This window comes from Oscillatoria sp. FACHB-1407 (genome assembly GCF_014697545.1).
In the GTDB taxonomy this organism is placed as follows: Bacteria; Cyanobacteriota; Cyanobacteriia; order Elainellales; family Elainellaceae; genus FACHB-1407.
Window position 1 is genome coordinate 1 of the sequence record NZ_JACJSA010000022.1, and the last position, 14332, is coordinate 14332.

16 protein-coding genes and 1 pseudogene are annotated in these 14332 nt (G+C 51.2%); 12 read left to right on the forward strand and 5 right to left on the reverse strand.

The window, feature by feature from the left end:
- The 5 genes and pseudogenes from H6G89_RS26945 to H6G89_RS26965 form a co-directional block, all read left to right on the forward strand.
- Window positions 1-120 (forward strand): annotated as a pseudogene (locus tag H6G89_RS26945) (photosystem II D2 protein (photosystem q(a) protein)); the annotation flags it as partial.
- Window positions 104-1486 carry a photosystem II reaction center protein CP43 gene (psbC, locus tag H6G89_RS26950; protein ID WP_190512442.1) on the forward strand — a complete coding sequence of 461 codons (1383 nt, stop codon included), beginning with the start codon at window positions 104-106 and terminating at the stop codon, window positions 1484-1486. The pseudogene H6G89_RS26945 and the gene psbC, both read left to right, overlap by 17 nt.
- Before the next feature lie 255 nt (window positions 1487-1741).
- Complete coding sequence (locus H6G89_RS26955; protein ID WP_190512444.1) at window positions 1742-2572, forward strand: DUF4142 domain-containing protein; 831 nt, start codon at window positions 1742-1744, stop codon at window positions 2570-2572.
- 277 nt (window positions 2573-2849) lie between these two features.
- Window positions 2850-3626 (forward strand): HAD family hydrolase, encoded by a 777-nt coding sequence (locus H6G89_RS26960; RefSeq protein ID WP_190512446.1) that lies wholly within the window; start codon window positions 2850-2852, stop codon window positions 3624-3626.
- 275 nt (window positions 3627-3901) lie between these two features.
- Window positions 3902-5110 carry an AAA family ATPase gene (locus H6G89_RS26965; RefSeq protein WP_190512448.1) on the forward strand — a complete coding sequence of 403 codons (1209 nt, stop codon included), beginning with the start codon at window positions 3902-3904 and terminating at the stop codon, window positions 5108-5110.
- Window positions 5111-5130: 20 nt separating this feature from the next.
- Here the strand turns inward: H6G89_RS26965 and arsS are convergent, their stop codons facing one another.
- Window positions 5131-6252 carry an arsenosugar biosynthesis radical SAM (seleno)protein ArsS gene (arsS, locus tag H6G89_RS26970; RefSeq protein ID WP_190512450.1) on the reverse strand — a complete coding sequence of 374 codons (1122 nt, stop codon included), beginning with the start codon at window positions 6250-6252 and terminating at the stop codon, window positions 5131-5133.
- Window positions 6253-6272: 20 nt separating this feature from the next.
- Window positions 6273-6605, reverse strand: a complete 333-nt coding sequence (locus tag H6G89_RS26975) for an arsenosugar biosynthesis-associated peroxidase-like protein (RefSeq protein WP_190512452.1) — start codon at window positions 6603-6605, stop codon at window positions 6273-6275.
- Between the two features lie 68 nt (window positions 6606-6673).
- Here H6G89_RS26975 and H6G89_RS35915 point away from each other — a divergent pair, with 68 nt between their 5' ends.
- The 3 genes from H6G89_RS35915 to H6G89_RS26985 all read left to right on the forward strand — a co-directional run bounded on the left by H6G89_RS35915 (window position 6674) and on the right by H6G89_RS26985 (window position 9649).
- The gene (locus H6G89_RS35915; protein WP_255519516.1) at window positions 6674-6805 is read left to right on the forward strand and encodes a hypothetical protein; all 132 of its coding nucleotides are present in this window, start codon (window positions 6674-6676) and stop codon (window positions 6803-6805) included.
- Between the two features lie 459 nt (window positions 6806-7264).
- A complete protein-coding gene (locus H6G89_RS26980; RefSeq protein ID WP_190512454.1) occupies window positions 7265-8632 on the forward strand; it encodes a hypothetical protein in 1368 nt (455 codons plus the stop codon).
- A 24-nt stretch (window positions 8633-8656) separates the two neighbouring features.
- A complete protein-coding gene (locus H6G89_RS26985) occupies window positions 8657-9649 on the forward strand; it encodes a pentapeptide repeat-containing protein (protein ID WP_190512456.1) in 993 nt (330 codons plus the stop codon).
- On the opposite strand, the gene H6G89_RS26990 is transcribed toward H6G89_RS26985, so the two are convergent.
- Together H6G89_RS26990 and H6G89_RS26995 are read right to left on the reverse strand one after the other, a co-directional pair.
- Window positions 9646-10218 carry a DUF2808 domain-containing protein gene (locus tag H6G89_RS26990; RefSeq protein WP_190512458.1) on the reverse strand — a complete coding sequence of 191 codons (573 nt, stop codon included), beginning with the start codon at window positions 10216-10218 and terminating at the stop codon, window positions 9646-9648. The two genes, H6G89_RS26985 and H6G89_RS26990, sit on opposite strands and share 4 nt — an antisense overlap.
- Before the next feature lie 162 nt (window positions 10219-10380).
- Window positions 10381-11112: an SIMPL domain-containing protein gene (locus H6G89_RS26995; RefSeq protein WP_190512461.1), complete on the reverse strand. Its 732-nt coding sequence runs from the start codon at window positions 11110-11112 to the stop codon at window positions 10381-10383.
- 373 nt (window positions 11113-11485) lie between these two features.
- On the opposite strand from H6G89_RS26995, the gene H6G89_RS35920 reads away from it, so the two are divergent.
- The 4 genes from H6G89_RS35920 (at window position 11486) to H6G89_RS27010 (ending at window position 13113) form a co-directional block, all read left to right on the forward strand.
- On the forward strand, window positions 11486-11617 hold the full coding sequence (locus H6G89_RS35920) for a hypothetical protein (protein ID WP_255519517.1): 132 nt from the start codon (window positions 11486-11488) through the stop codon (window positions 11615-11617).
- A 119-nt stretch (window positions 11618-11736) separates the two neighbouring features.
- Window positions 11737-12060, forward strand: a complete 324-nt coding sequence (locus H6G89_RS27000) for an ArsR/SmtB family transcription factor (protein ID WP_190512463.1) — start codon at window positions 11737-11739, stop codon at window positions 12058-12060.
- The gene (locus H6G89_RS27005; RefSeq protein ID WP_190512465.1) at window positions 12057-12641 is read left to right on the forward strand and encodes an SRPBCC family protein; all 585 of its coding nucleotides are present in this window, start codon (window positions 12057-12059) and stop codon (window positions 12639-12641) included. Before H6G89_RS27000 ends, H6G89_RS27005 begins: the two co-directional genes overlap by 4 nt.
- A 61-nt stretch (window positions 12642-12702) precedes the next feature.
- Window positions 12703-13113, forward strand: coding sequence for a nuclear transport factor 2 family protein (locus tag H6G89_RS27010; protein ID WP_190512467.1), 411 nt, complete (start codon window positions 12703-12705; stop codon window positions 13111-13113).
- A gap of 30 nt (window positions 13114-13143) precedes the next feature.
- Here H6G89_RS27010 and H6G89_RS27015 read toward each other — a convergent pair whose 3' ends face one another.
- The gene (locus tag H6G89_RS27015) at window positions 13144-14325 is read right to left on the reverse strand and encodes a VWA domain-containing protein (protein WP_190512468.1); all 1182 of its coding nucleotides are present in this window, start codon (window positions 14323-14325) and stop codon (window positions 13144-13146) included.
- Window positions 14326-14332 lie beyond the last annotated feature (7 nt).

Below are 14332 nucleotides of genomic sequence, written 5' to 3' on the forward strand. Positions count from 1 at the left end.
TTCTACACGAAGAACATTCTGCTCAACGAGGGTATCCGCGCCTGGATGGCACCCCAAGACCAACCACACGAACACTTTGTATTCCCTGAAGAGGTACTGCCACGTGGTAACGCTCTCTAGTAATATCGTTGCGGGTAATCGCGACCAAGAATCATCCGGATTTGCCTGGTGGGCAGGTAATGCTCGTCTAATCAATCTCTCTGGCAAACTCCTCGGTGCTCACGTTGCCCATGCGGGTTTGATCGTATTCTGGGCAGGAGCGATGACCTTATTTGAGGTCGCTCACTTTGTCCCTGAGAAACCCATGTATGAGCAAGGGTTGATTCTTCTGCCTCACCTCGCAACCCTCGGTTGGGGCGTTGGTCCTGGTGGTGAAGTAATCGATACTTTCCCTTACTTTGTTGTCGGTGTATTACACCTGATTTCTTCGGCTGTTCTCGGTCTGGGTGGGATTTACCACGCCGTGCGTGGTCCTGAAACTCTCGAAGAGTACTCAGCATTCTTTGGCTATGACTGGAAAGACAAGAACAAGATGACCACCATCATCGGGATTCACTTGATCCTGCTGGGACTGGGTGCGTTCTTGTTGGTGCTCAAAGCCATGTTCTTTGGTGGTGTATATGACACCTGGGCACCGGGTGGTGGAGATGTTCGTGTGATTACGAACCCCACGCTGAACCCTGCTGTTATCTTTGGCTATTTGTTGAAGTCTCCATTTGGTGGCGAAGGCTGGATCGTCAGCGTCAACAACATGGAAGACATCATCGGTGGTCATATCTGGGTTGGTTTCATCTGCATCGCAGGCGGTATCTGGCACATCCTTACCAAGCCTTTTGGTTGGGCACGCCGCGCCTTCATCTGGTCTGGTGAAGCTTACCTCTCCTACAGCTTGGGTGCGTTGTCCTTAATGGGCTTCATCGCGTCCACCATGGTCTGGTACAACAACACCGCTTACCCCAGCGAATTCTTCGGTCCCACTGGTCCTGAAGCGTCTCAGGCGCAAGCTCTGACCTTCTTGATTCGTGACCAACGCCTGGGTGCAAACGTTGGTTCTGCTCAAGGTCCTACTGGTCTGGGTAAATACCTGATGCGCTCTCCTACGGGTGAAATCATCTTCGGTGGTGAAACCATGCGCTTCTGGGATTTCCAAGGTCCCTGGCTGGAGCCTCTGCGTGGACCCAACGGTCTGGATCTCGACAAGATCAAGAACGACATTCAACCCTGGCAAGCACGTCGTGCGGCTGAGTACATGACTCACGCTCCTCTCGGTTCTTTAAACTCGGTGGGTGGTGTGGCAACTGAAATTAACTCGGTGAACTTCGTGTCTCCTCGTGCTTGGTTGGCAACATCTCACTTCGTTCTTGCCTTCTTCTTCCTGGTGGGTCACTTGTGGCACGCAGGTCGTGCTCGTGCGGCAGCAGCAGGTTTTGAGAAAGGTATCGATCGCGAGAATGAGCCAGTATTGGCAATGCCAGATATTGACTAATCTTCGGATTACAGTTCTCTAATCTCTAAAGCTCCCCTAGTGGGAGCTTTTTTTATGGAGGCATGAACGAAACGTGAACCTGAATTGCAGCGAACCTTACAAATACCCCACAAATTCTCTGTGGGAGTCGTTTCTATAGGGATAGGAGTGCTCTGTCCTTTCGATAGAGGGTGTTGTTGGAGTGCGCTCATTAGGCTGGTGAGAGTGTGTTTACTTTTAGTCACACAGCTTAATTTTCAATTGAGGTTTAGTATCATGACTCAATTTCATAAGAACTGGATGATCCGTTTTAGTAGTATTGCCAGTGCAGCCGCGATCGCAGCTACTGTAGCCCTCCCTGGTTTGGCGCAGACAACCCGCCCCAGTGCAGGCACCAATCCTACTCAACGCCCCACTACTCCTGGCACAACTCAAACCAACCCCACTCAACGTCCCACTACCCCTGGCACGACTCAAACCAACCCCACCAACCGCCCTACTCCGGGTACATCGACCACTCCTAACACTCGCCCTGTTCCAGGTACATCAACCACTCCTGGTAATACAAACCCCGGTGCTAACAACCCTACTCAGGGAACGATTTCCTCGCTGGATCGGGAATTTGTGACATTAGCCTATCAGGGTAACAACGCTGAGATTCAAACCTCTCAATTGGCGTTGCAACGCTCCCAAAACCAGCAAGTGCGGCAATATGCAGAGCGTATGATTCGCGAGCACACGCAGGCAAACCAGCTTTTGACTCAATATGCTAACCAACGTAATATTGCCCTGCCTACAGCACCCGTTGATCCATTGAACCGGGCGATCGCTGAACGGCTCAGTCAATCGTCAGGCAGTGAGTTCGATCGCGCTTACATGGAAGTGCAAGCGGTTGCTCACCTGCGTACTGTAGCGTTGTTCCAAACACAAGCTAACTTTGGTCAAGAGCAGGGATTGAGAGGTTACGCGGCTCAACTGCTGCCTAACATCGAAAACCACTACCAAATGGCAAGCCAAATGATTCCTAGCCGTAGTGCAGGTAACGTGCAACCTGGCACTGGCTCCGGTCTAGGTTCTGGCAGAGATATGAATCAACCCGTTCGATAAGTTCTGTCTTAGCTCTAAAAAGCGATCGCTCTTACGGGGGCGATCGCTTTTTTAGTGGTCACAATTTAGCGTATAGGATGGAATCCTTACATCCTGATTCTGTATGGCTAGCGCGTTTTCCCTTCCACCCGGTTATACCATTCGTGATGTTCGAGGTCGGACGGCTCAACAGCAGGGATACAACATGGTGCTTCGTTAGATGAACAGGCTGAACCTCTGCAACGGATAATGAGGAGCAGGACTGCTTCATTACGATATAACTCACTACGATAGAACCATGACTCAACTGCAAGCCTTAATTTTTGATGTCGATGGCACGCTCGCCGATACTGAACGGGACGGACATCGCATCGCCTTTAATCGTGCCTTTGCTGATGCGGGCTTAGCGTGGGAATGGTCAGTGGAACTGTACGGCGAACTGTTAGAGGTGACAGGCGGCAAGGAGCGAATCAAGTTTTACATCGATCGCTACAATCCTGAGTTTGAACCTCCAGCCAATCTAAAAGAGTGGATCGCTGGGCTACACGCCGCGAAGACCAAACACTACACGCAACTATTGAGTGAGGGAACAATCCCGATGCGACCGGGAGTAAAGCGACTGTTGCTAGAGGCAAGACAACAAGGGGTGAGATTGGCGATCGCTACGACGACCACCCCTGCCAATGTGACGGCTTTGCTGGAAAATGCGTTAGCTCCTGATAGTGTGGGGTGGTTCGACATTATCGGTGCGGGAGATATCGTTCCTGCGAAGAAACCTGCCCCTGACATTTATGACTACGTCTTGAAGGAACTCAACCTTGATCCAAAAGCATGTTTGGCATTTGAGGATTCCCAGCAAGGAGTAAAGTCTTCACGAGCAGCCAACCTGGCGACGATTGTGACGGTCAATGGCTATACCCAAGATCACGATTTCACCGGAGCAGAACTGGTGATCGATCAGTTTGGGGAACCTGATCAATCATTTCAAGTCATTTCTGGAAATGCTTACTCTGCCTCCTACTTTGATCTGGAATTAGCAGAGCAAGTCTTAAAAGAAGTGAACGCCAGCTTGTAACCTTTGTATTATTTGTAGTACAATCAGGGTGTTGCACTGATCCCGTCAGCGCAGAGCATGATGCCGGTTTGAAACATCTTTGAGCCATATCAAGATCGGGAGCACGAACTACGGAAAATTAAGGTTTGCCGAGCCGACGCAGGTTGGTTTTGCCCCTGTAGTCATGGTTTCAACCGCCAAGATCCATACTCCAAACTCAGGTTGTTCAGAACCAATCGTGTTTTCCAGGCAAATCGGTATGAGAACGTTGTCGTTTTGATTGAGCGATCGCCCCCATGAGTTCAGGCTACCCTTGGAATGATTACGGTTCTTCCGACAACAGCCCCCACGCCAAAGGGCTATTGGGATCGGGTTGGCGACCGCTTGTGCGTCAGCTCGACCTGAACTTTTTGGGACAACTCATGCTCCATGACACCTGGGAACTGTCCTACAAAGTCATGGATCTGACGAGCAGCATTGCTAACGCGATGGGACGAAACGAGTTTACCTGGTGGGCAAATCTCCTGAATGCCTTCTCAGAAGACACACGCTACACCATCGACCAATTCTGGAATTACGTCACCCCAGAGCCACCCGCCCCCGATCGCCGTTTCAAAGATGTTTTGAGCACCGAAACCCCGATCAAACAAACCATTAGCCGTGACAACGTCCCGGTTGATTTTGTCTTGCGGCGATTGCAAGAGATTACGATTCTCAAAATCCTGGAGTTTTTGGGTCGTCCAGATATCGTGACCCAATATTGCCTGGATCGCTACTTCTACTACCCGGTTGAGCGGTTCACTCAATGGGAACGGCTAGAGGTCATTGGTGTTGCCTACGCCTATTGGGCAGAGCACAAGGTCTGGTTGCAGATTGATCCGGGCGATCGCCAAAACAAACGTTGGTACACCCTGATTGCGGATGATATGGCTCCCTTGATTCACAAAGCCACCTTTAATCTGGCGGTGATGTTGAGTGGCTATCAGAGCCGTGTGGGTAAAGTCCACAGTCAGTTCACGATTCGCGATTTTCCAGCCGAGGTGCAAGCCTTTACCGATGCGGTGCAACACGCGATTCTCAACCAAACCCAGTTGGCGGTATTGGTACAGGGGGAACCGGGAACCGGAAAAACGGCATGGACTCAAGCGATCGCCAAAGAAATCCTGGCACCCTTGGGCTATGTCATTTTTATTCTGGATCACGATGCCGTTGAAAATTTCATCCCCCCTGGCTACCTGGAGCGCATCTGCATCATCATTAACGAAGCAGATAACCTGGCGAAAAATCGGGCGTTTGAGATTGCTCAAAGCAATAACAAAACGGAGCACATCCTGAGCTTGCTGGATGGCACTCTTTACCAGAGTGTGGTGGATGAAATGGAGATCCAAGCACAGCAACGTCTGGTGGTGCTCATGACCTGCAACACCACGGAGCGACTCGACCCAGCCGTATTACGAAAAGGTCGAGTGGACTTAATTGGGGAGTTTACCCACCAGTTTGTATAGGACGATTTGTGTAGGTGATCCTACTCCTCGATCGCCCCACCACAGGAACTCCCGGCACCAGCTGTGCAACCAAAACAGTGGCGAGCAGTGACAATCTGTCGTTCTGCCAACAGTTGCGGGTCGAAATCGCGAATGTGAGCTGATGAGCGATCGGGCAGTTGCACCTCCAGATCGAGCATCTGATTGAAGTCGCAATCAAACAAGCGACCATCCCACGATACAGATAGGGTGTTGCGACACATCAACCCTGATATGGTTGCTGGGTTAAAGGAGTTGACCAACACTTCCATATAGCGGTGCAGGTTGCCCGACTGCTCCAGCCATTCTAAAAAACGGGAGATGGGCATATTGTTCAACGCGATCAGGCGATCGAAACTGACCCCATGATTTTTCAGGAGCCCGGTCTTCCATTCCTGCTCCATCTTTTTCTGACCACTGGCTAAAAATGCCCCGGTTGGATTGGACATAAGGGTCAGGCAACGCTTGGGATCTCCCTGTCCATAGCCCGCTGCATTGAGTCGCCGCAGTGCCTCAATCGATCGCTCAAAGGTGCCATCTCCGCGTTGCGCGTCCGTGTTGAACTTGCGATAGTGGGGCAACGAGCACACCACTTCGACTCCTCGTTCTGCAAACCATTCCGGCAAATCCTGCATCCGGGGCAACAGCAGCACCGTCAAATTACAGCGATCGATAACGTGCTTGCCGCGAATGACACACTGCTCGACCAGATAGCGAAAGTGGGGGTTCAGTTCGGGCGCACCTCCGGTGATATCAACCGTGTGGGCGGTTGTCTGGTCAAGTGCTCGCAAACAAGCATCGATTGTGCTGCGATCCATGATTTCGGTGCGATCGGGTCCAGCGTCCACATGGCAGTGACGACAGGTCATGTTACACAGCTTGCCAACGTTGATTTGAAAAATGTCCAGTTGGGCCGGTTGCAAGGTCTGCCAACCGTGCGACTGGATCGCTGCCAAAAAGTCGCTGGGTTTTGGAGTGTGGGACAAATCCAGATTTACCAGAGTGCTCTGTTGGGCTTGTGGATCTGATAGGGGCGATCGCCGCCTTAGCAGGGATGTCGTCGGTTTTGGTCCTGTGCTGGGGCTAGACAAATCCAGATCGGTTATAGCGGTTTCATCAAACATCAAATATTTCCTTGGCTGCTTTACATGGCTAACTGTTTGACGTGGTCGAGCATCTGCATCCCATGAACAAGCGATGCCCCTCCACGAATTGCCGTTGCTACATGCAGGGCTTCGGTCATCTGTTCCACATCAGATCCCTGTTGCAAACACTCCTTACTGTAGGCCTCAATGCAATAGGGGCATTGCACCGTATGAGCTACAGCTAAAGCAATCAATGCCTTTTCTCTCGCCGACAGTGCTCCATCAGCAAACACGGCTCCGTAGTAGTCAAAAAACTTGCGGGCTAACTCAGGATTGCCCTCTGCAACCTGACCAAAGTGGGCTAAATGCTCCGGCTTATAATACTGTTCCATATCCTGGGTTCTCAGAGAAAAACGTCAGCGCATGTACATCTCTTATTGACCTTAACAGACTGCAATAGATGACAACCTTGCAAAATGGCACTTCAAAATGCTGTGTGCCAGTGTCACGCTTGCAAGCAACTGGAATGCATCAGGTGACGCCATCTCGTGAGTGGTTCACGGGGGGTTGGTTTACCTTGACCGCACTGTAAAAAACTTCAGGCAGATTATGAATACAGCCTTATTGCGAGTATTCAAATTGCTACAACCTGAATGGCAATGGCAGTAGAACTTCATCAAAAATTGATATAACCAGGTGGGGTTTTTCAAGTAGCTTGTGAATAGTTTCCATGCCTGATTTCATAAGAGTTGAGAATGTGCTCATCCGCCTGAAAATCTCCAGTTTTCTGATACAACCGTTATTCATCTTCTGTAAAATGAAACTTGGATTAAAAATCCCAGAATGGCAGCTTAGAATGTGTTGGAAGTAAGTCAAACCAATCTCGTGTCTTGTTCGCGAGTCATAGTATTGACTTCATCAATGGTTTGAGAAAAAATTCTTGGGCTGCATCGTCAATCCCATTGATTCTGGTGGGCAATCTAGCTTCGGGACATCCACCGTGCTGTGGGCTTCTTCACTCCTCTGCCAAAACCTCTCTTTCAAGGAAACAATGACAGCACCAACCCATTTTGATGCGGTTATTCAGGGTCTATCGCAAGATCAAAACGTAACGCGCATTAAGAAGCTGTTGCTTTATCTTTGTCGAAATCAGTGGGAGAGTAACGTCGATCGGTTAAACCAGGTCAATCTTCATCCTCTGGTACAGGACTTGTTACACGTTGCACCTGATCTGGAACAACTCAGAGCAAAGTTAAGTAAGGTCGTCAAGTCTCTCAATAAACCTGCTGAGTATGCCCTGGTTGCCAATGCAATCATTAATCATCTCAAACCTCTCTACACCGTTGAGGATGCCACTCAAGTCATTTCGGCTCCAGGCAATTATGACGAGATTAGTGCGTTACTAGAGCAGGATCCGCAACACGTTCGCATCAAAAAAATTTTGTTCTGTGCCTGCAACGGTCGTTGGGAGAATGATCCCAACATTTTAGCAAGCTACTCCCTTGAGGGCTTGGTGGAGCGATTGCATACCCTGACTCCTTCGCTTAACGAATTGAGTGCGGTGCTCTACAGCATTGTAAAAACGCTGAATCGGCAGGCGGAATATACGCTAGTTGCCAACACGATTGTGGAAGCCTTCACACGGTTGTATCCTACCCCTTCTGTCTCGACTCGTATCCTGTTTGCTGAGACAAACGGGACTGCAAATCAGGCTCCACCTCCGGTTGCGTCGCCGATGGTTGCCTCTCCCCCAACTCAGCAAGTGGCGATCGCCTCCACATCCCATGAATCGTCCGCAGAGTTCCCTAAAGAACCGCCTAATTTGTTTGACCTGCGGATTGAGGTGATGAAATACACGAGCCCGTTGAGAGCTAAAGCGTTGCTGTTTTCAGCTCTGTACCGCTCGGTGGATGCCACGGGAGAAGGGTGGGCTGTCGTGCGATCGCACGATTTAGATGAACTGTTGCAATCGGCAGTCGATCGCTATCCCAGCTATGAGTTGTTAGAAGTCGCTCTCAAAGATGCCGCAAAAGCGTTAAGCGATTCCAAGCAGTATTTGCAGGCAGCCGGTGCTGTGTTACGTGCCGTGCGATCGTGGTATCACTACATGGCAGCCCTACCAAAACCCAATCCGAAAGCCCACACTCAGGCAGCACAAGTCAGCCGCCCCCCTCAACCACCCCCCAATACTGCGCCAATTTTACCGATCGCCCCCTCTGACAAACCAGTGGATGACACCTGCTCTTTTTTGCCGCCTCCAGTTCCATCTCAACCCCTCAACACCGAGGAAAATCAGAGCCGACCGCTCACCCCACCGCCGTTGAAGTTGGACAACGATGATCTAGACCAGGGCGATCGCACCCTGGATCTGACTCCCCCATCAACTTATCCAGAAAACGGCTTTCCCAAACCCCAATAATGCCCGCGAGCAGAGGTCAGTGGTATGCATGTGAGTGAATTGTTAAGGCGATATGCCAGTGGGCAAATTGATTTCAACGGCGAAAATTTAGGGGGAGCCAATCTAACTGGAGCCGATCTGATCGGGGTTGATCTAAGTGAAGCAAATCTGAGTAGCACGATTTTCGTGTTTGCCTATCTCAACCGGGCTAGCCTGAGCCGAGCCAATCTAATGAGTGCCAAACTCAGTGGAGCGAATCTAAGCCAGGCTAATCTGATCGCCTCAAAGTTGCAGGATGCTGACCTGCATGGAGCAACGTTGCAAGGGGCTGATCTGCGGAGTGCTGACCTGACGCTGGCCAATCTTCTGGATGCAAACTTGATTGATGCCGATCTGCGAAATGCTAATTTGGGTGGTGCGAACCTGACCGGAGCTTGTTTACGGGGGGCAAACCTGCGGGAAGAAAACCGCAAATACACGGCAAACCTGCGCGGCGCAAACCTGCACAAGGCTGACCTGCGCGGCGCAAACCTGACTGGGGCTGATCTTGCCAGAGTAGATCTGCGGGGCGCGAATTTGAGTGAGGCAACTTTGCGAAATGCTGACTTAAGCGGGGCTGACCTCAGCGGTGCTATTTTGCGAGGGACATTTCTCACGGAGGCAAATCTGCTCGAAGCCAACCTAGAGGGGGCTGATCTGTGGAATGCTAAGTTGGAGCGAGCAGACCTGACGGAGGCAAATTTAAACGCAGCCGGGCTGCAAGGGGCGATCATGCCCGATGTGCGCCTTACCAAGGCTGACTTAAACGGGGCGAACTTGACAACGGCGAAACTGTCGCGGGCTGATTTAAGTCGTGCCAGCTTGCAAGGGGCGATATTGCGTGAGGCAAACCTGACAGATGCTTATCTAGCACGGGCTGACTTGATGGATGCTGACTTGCAGGATGCCAGCCTGGTGAGAGCTGAACTCAGTAGTACAAACCTGATGGGAGCTATCCTCAAAGGGGCTGTTTTGCCCGATGGCAGCGTGCATGATTAGAACGGTACGATGTGATTGGGTTCGTCAAACTGAAACCGTCCGTAACCAAGGAACTGCCCATAGGGAGTGTCGCCCGCAGGGTAAGCAGTCACTCCAAACAGGTAAGTGCCACCTGCATTAGGATTGCGATCTGGACGCAGTCCAATCGTGACCGTGGTGCCCGGAGGAACGGGTGGGTCAAAGGTAACCGTAACGGTTTGGGTATCGCGATCAAACGTCGTGTCTGCCAGCGTTAGAGCTTCACCACGATCGCCACGAGTACCTGTAAAGGCGCGGGTTTCATCGAGTTCATACCGCACTAATCGAGAACTGGTTGAACCATTTTCTTGGGCGATCGCCACTCGTTGTAGAGGTTCTCCGGCATTATCGGGAACCGTCAACGTGAAGTAATAGGTGGCTCCTGGGGCACTGGTCAGATTGCGGGTCGTGGCACTGTAGGTCAGTCGGGGAGGCTGTACAAAATAAACTCTGCCATCGGAGAGCCTTACTGCCTCGACGGGTAAGCTAATCCAGGCGACAGTGCCAACGACCGCCGCCAGGGTTGTTGCGAGCCAGGTTGAGGTACGCATCACTAAATCTCTCAAAGCGAACTGCTGCCTCTACTCTAGCGAATTCGTTGAGGAGTGAGGGGGGCAGCAAGTGGGGGAGTTATGGGGTGGGGAGAAACCATCTATGAATTGCCTCATCCACTCATCTGCCCCACTCCCTACGCCCTATTCCCCACTCCCTCCCTAATAGCTGATCTCCAATGTGACGTTAGCCTGCACCTGTTGCTCACCACCGATGACGGGGGTTGCATTAGCCGATCGCTCAGCAGCAGCGTAGGGAAGGGGAGGCGAGAAGACAGGACCACCACCAATTTGGATACTGACGACATCTCCTCGGTTCAACCCTAATGCGTCTAACACAGCATCCGCTTGTTGTTGTGCGTCTTCGGTGGCTTCGCGCAATGCCACTTGACGAGCAGTGGCGATCGCTTCATCGGAGGCGATAAAACTAACGCTATCAATACGGCTGGCTCCGGCTCTGACAGCATCATCCAGCAGGGTTCCGACTTGCGACGTTTCTAACTGAAAACTGACGACATTGGCGGCAGCATATCCTGTAACCCGTTGCTGGTTGTCAGTGTAGGTGTAAACGGGATTCAGGTTAATGCCTGTGGTTTGCAAGCGGTTGACATTGCGCGATCGCAACAGTTCCACCACAGCTGCCGATCGCCGCGCAACTTCCTGCTGAACTTCCTGAGCGGTTCTACCTTGTGCTTCAACTCCTAATTGCACTTGCGTCAGCGTAGTGCCAATCACCTCAACGCCCTGTCCAGTGACTGTAATCGTTCTGGCACGGCGTTCCTCGGCAAAGGCAGCTGACATGGGGGTTAAGCCAAACACACCCAGGGTCAACGGGACGATGCAACAGGCTTTGATGAGATTGGATAGATGACGGGATGACAGCATAGATTTCATGGTTCTCCTCACTGAGAAAAGCGTCTGGATCACGCGACGCTATAGATTGATGTTTCTAATCTGCCATCTCTGATCCAGGTTCGTGTGTTTGGTTACAGTTTTAGCAACTACGAACTAAGCCGATATGAACCGTTTGAAGGGGGCGATCGCCTGATACCGCCAGATTTTGCATGGGGTAGGTGTTTCAGTAGTATCCTGAGTCATTTTCGTTCTCGTCCCTACCAAATCTCAAACTTATTTATAGCAGTACTCACTAAGGTTAGAACGGGGTGCAGGGGTGGAACCCCTGGCTGGGGCGCAGCCCCCACAACCCCTTATGTCCTAATGCCTATGCGTAGGGCTATAACGTCAGTTCGGTTTAAGAGCCCGGCAAATGAATTCGCGGCTACTAGAGCAAAGTCCGCCGACACGGACTCCGGAAAATGCGGAATTTGACGAACCAACGCAGGTTGGTTTTGCTCTGATAGCAGCGGGTTTAACCGCCGAAATCCTGATCCCGAATTGACGTTATTTACTTCCCATTCCTAAGCTTTCTGGCTAAAGCTAATACTCCTCTACTCTTGACAGTTAAGCGAAAGCTTATCTATACTGCCAATAGTTAAGTATTTGCTTAAATTTTGTCTGATGAGTAGACCCATTGCCAGTGCTGATGTGTTTCAGGCGATCGCTGACCCCACTCGCCGTGCCATTCTCGATCGGTTGCGATCCGGAGAACAGCCCGTCAAACAGCTTGCCGAACCCTTTGAGATGTCATTACCTGCCATCTCTCAACATCTGCAAATTCTGTGTAACGCGGGGTTAGTCAGTCAACAAAAATCAGGACGACAACGGCTCTATCGACTCAACCCAGTCCCCTTACAGGAGGTGTCTGAGTGGATTGCCCATTATGAGTCGTTTTGGCAGCAAAAACTGGATGCCCTTGGTGCCTATTTGGAGGAAAACCCATGAGTCAGGCAGTTCATCTGGAGGTGTTTTATCCGCATCCACCGGAGCGGGTATGGCAAGTGTTGACCGATCGCCGTGTCCTCGCTGACTGGATGATGGAGAACAACTTTGAACCCAAGTTGGGACATCGGTTTCAGTTTTACGCTCAACCCTTACCGGGGCTGACATCCATTATTGAATGCGAAGTAGTGGAATTGGAGGAGCCTACTCGTCTGGTTTACACCTGGCGCGAATCTCCCACAGCTGAACCCTCTCTGGTGATCTGGACACTGACCACAGTTGCGGGTGGCACTCAAGTTCGCTTGAAACACCACCAGCACAGCTATGCGTATGCTGTAGCGACTCTAAATCGCTCTGGCACGCCCAATACGCATCGTGCCAATCATACTGCTGAGAAAACCGCTCACTTCTACGGTGATCACCTTTCCACAACCTCAGTGCTGGAGGCTCCATCCCGTTATTCAACCTCACGGAATATAACGCAGTCTCTTCCTTCAGGGATCGCTACTGCTCTGGAGCTGTTTGAGTTTCAACCATTCAACTGGGACTACTATCTCAATCACCAACTGCCAAAAACGTTATAGCAACCGAGGGGTTGGTTGGGACGGGGTGCAGGGGTGGAACATTGCCTTTGCCTTAAGCTTTGTGACCAAAGCTGTAATTCATGAGGAGAAACCTCTGATGATCCATACACCGATCGCCCAATTAGAAGAAAAACTAGAGCACGCGATGCTCACTAGCGATGTTGCTGTCTTGGATGAACTCATTGCTGATGATCTGATCTGGACAATGCACACTGGGTTTGTCAGCAACAAACAACAGGATTTGGAGGCGCACCAGACAGGTGCGATCCGCTTTACAAAAGTGGAGATTAGCGATCGCCAAATACATTCCTACAGCAACGATTGCGTGGTCGTTACGCTCAAAGCAGACCTCGCTGGAACCCTCTACGGTCAAGCCTTTTCAGAACCCTATCGCTTTACTCGAATTTGGTTGCACCGTGACAATCGCTGGCAAATTGCCGCTGGTCATGTGAGCCAAATTATCTCCCTTTAATCGTTTACTCTCGCTTACTGCTACTCTCGATTACTGGGCGATCGCAATCTCTTGAGTCGCTGCCCATTGGGTCAGGTCTTGTCGATTAATCGCAGCTGCCATCAAATCAGGGAACAGGTCTGGTGTACAGGCAAAAGCGGGAATTCCGAGTTTTGCTAATGCGTGAGCATTGTCGTGATCATAGGCGGGTGAACCATCGTCGTTCAGAGCAAATAGGGTAATGACTTGTACCCCACTGGACACCAGCGTCCCCAATCGTTTGATCATTTCTTCACTGCCCGGACCTTCATACAAATCCGAGATCAACACAAAAATGGTTTCCTGAGGACGTTGAATCAGCTTTTGACAATAAGCCAGTGCTTTGGGTGTGTCATTGCCACCCCCCAGTTGAGTTCCAAATAAGACCTCTATCGGATCTTGCAATAAATCTGACAGGTCAACGACCTCTGTGTCGTATGCGACCAGGCGCGTGCGGACAGCCGGAAGTGACGCTAAGACACAACTGAAAACGCCTGCATACACCATGGAAGACAGCATAGAACCGCTCTGATCCACACACAGGATAATGTCCTGGAGCGACGATCGCTTCCGTCCATAGCCAATGCGACGCTCCGGAATGATGGTGCGATAGTCTGGCTGATAGTGCTTCAGGTTCGCTCGAATGGTGCGTTGCCAATCAATCTCATGGTGTCGGGGACGACGATTCCGAACGGCGCGGTTGAGGCTCCCCATGATCGCCTGCCGAGTCGGATTCGCGAGTTTCTGCAACAGGTCATCCACGACTCGTCGCACCACAATTCGGGCTGTTTCTTTGACCTTGGCGGGCATAACCGCATTCAGCGACAACAGATTTGACAATAGATGCACGTCCGGTTCCACCGCTTCCAGCATTTCTGGTTCCAGCAATAGTCGTTGTAGATTGAGACGTTCCAGAGCGTCTTGCTGCATTACTCGCACAACCGACGTTGGAAAATAGGTGCGAATGTCGCCTAACCAACGAGCCACCTGTGGCGACGCAAATCCGGCTCCACTTCCTCGTTGCGACTCATACAAAGCAGCTAACGCCTTATCCATGGCGCGATCGCTATCACTTAGAGTTAACGACCCACCCCGCTCATCCCCATCGGCTCCTGCACAAATACCATCGGCGGCACCTCCACCCAGAATGAGCCGCCAACGTCGCAGCCGCTTTTGTGACGAGAAGTCAGTCATGATGAAA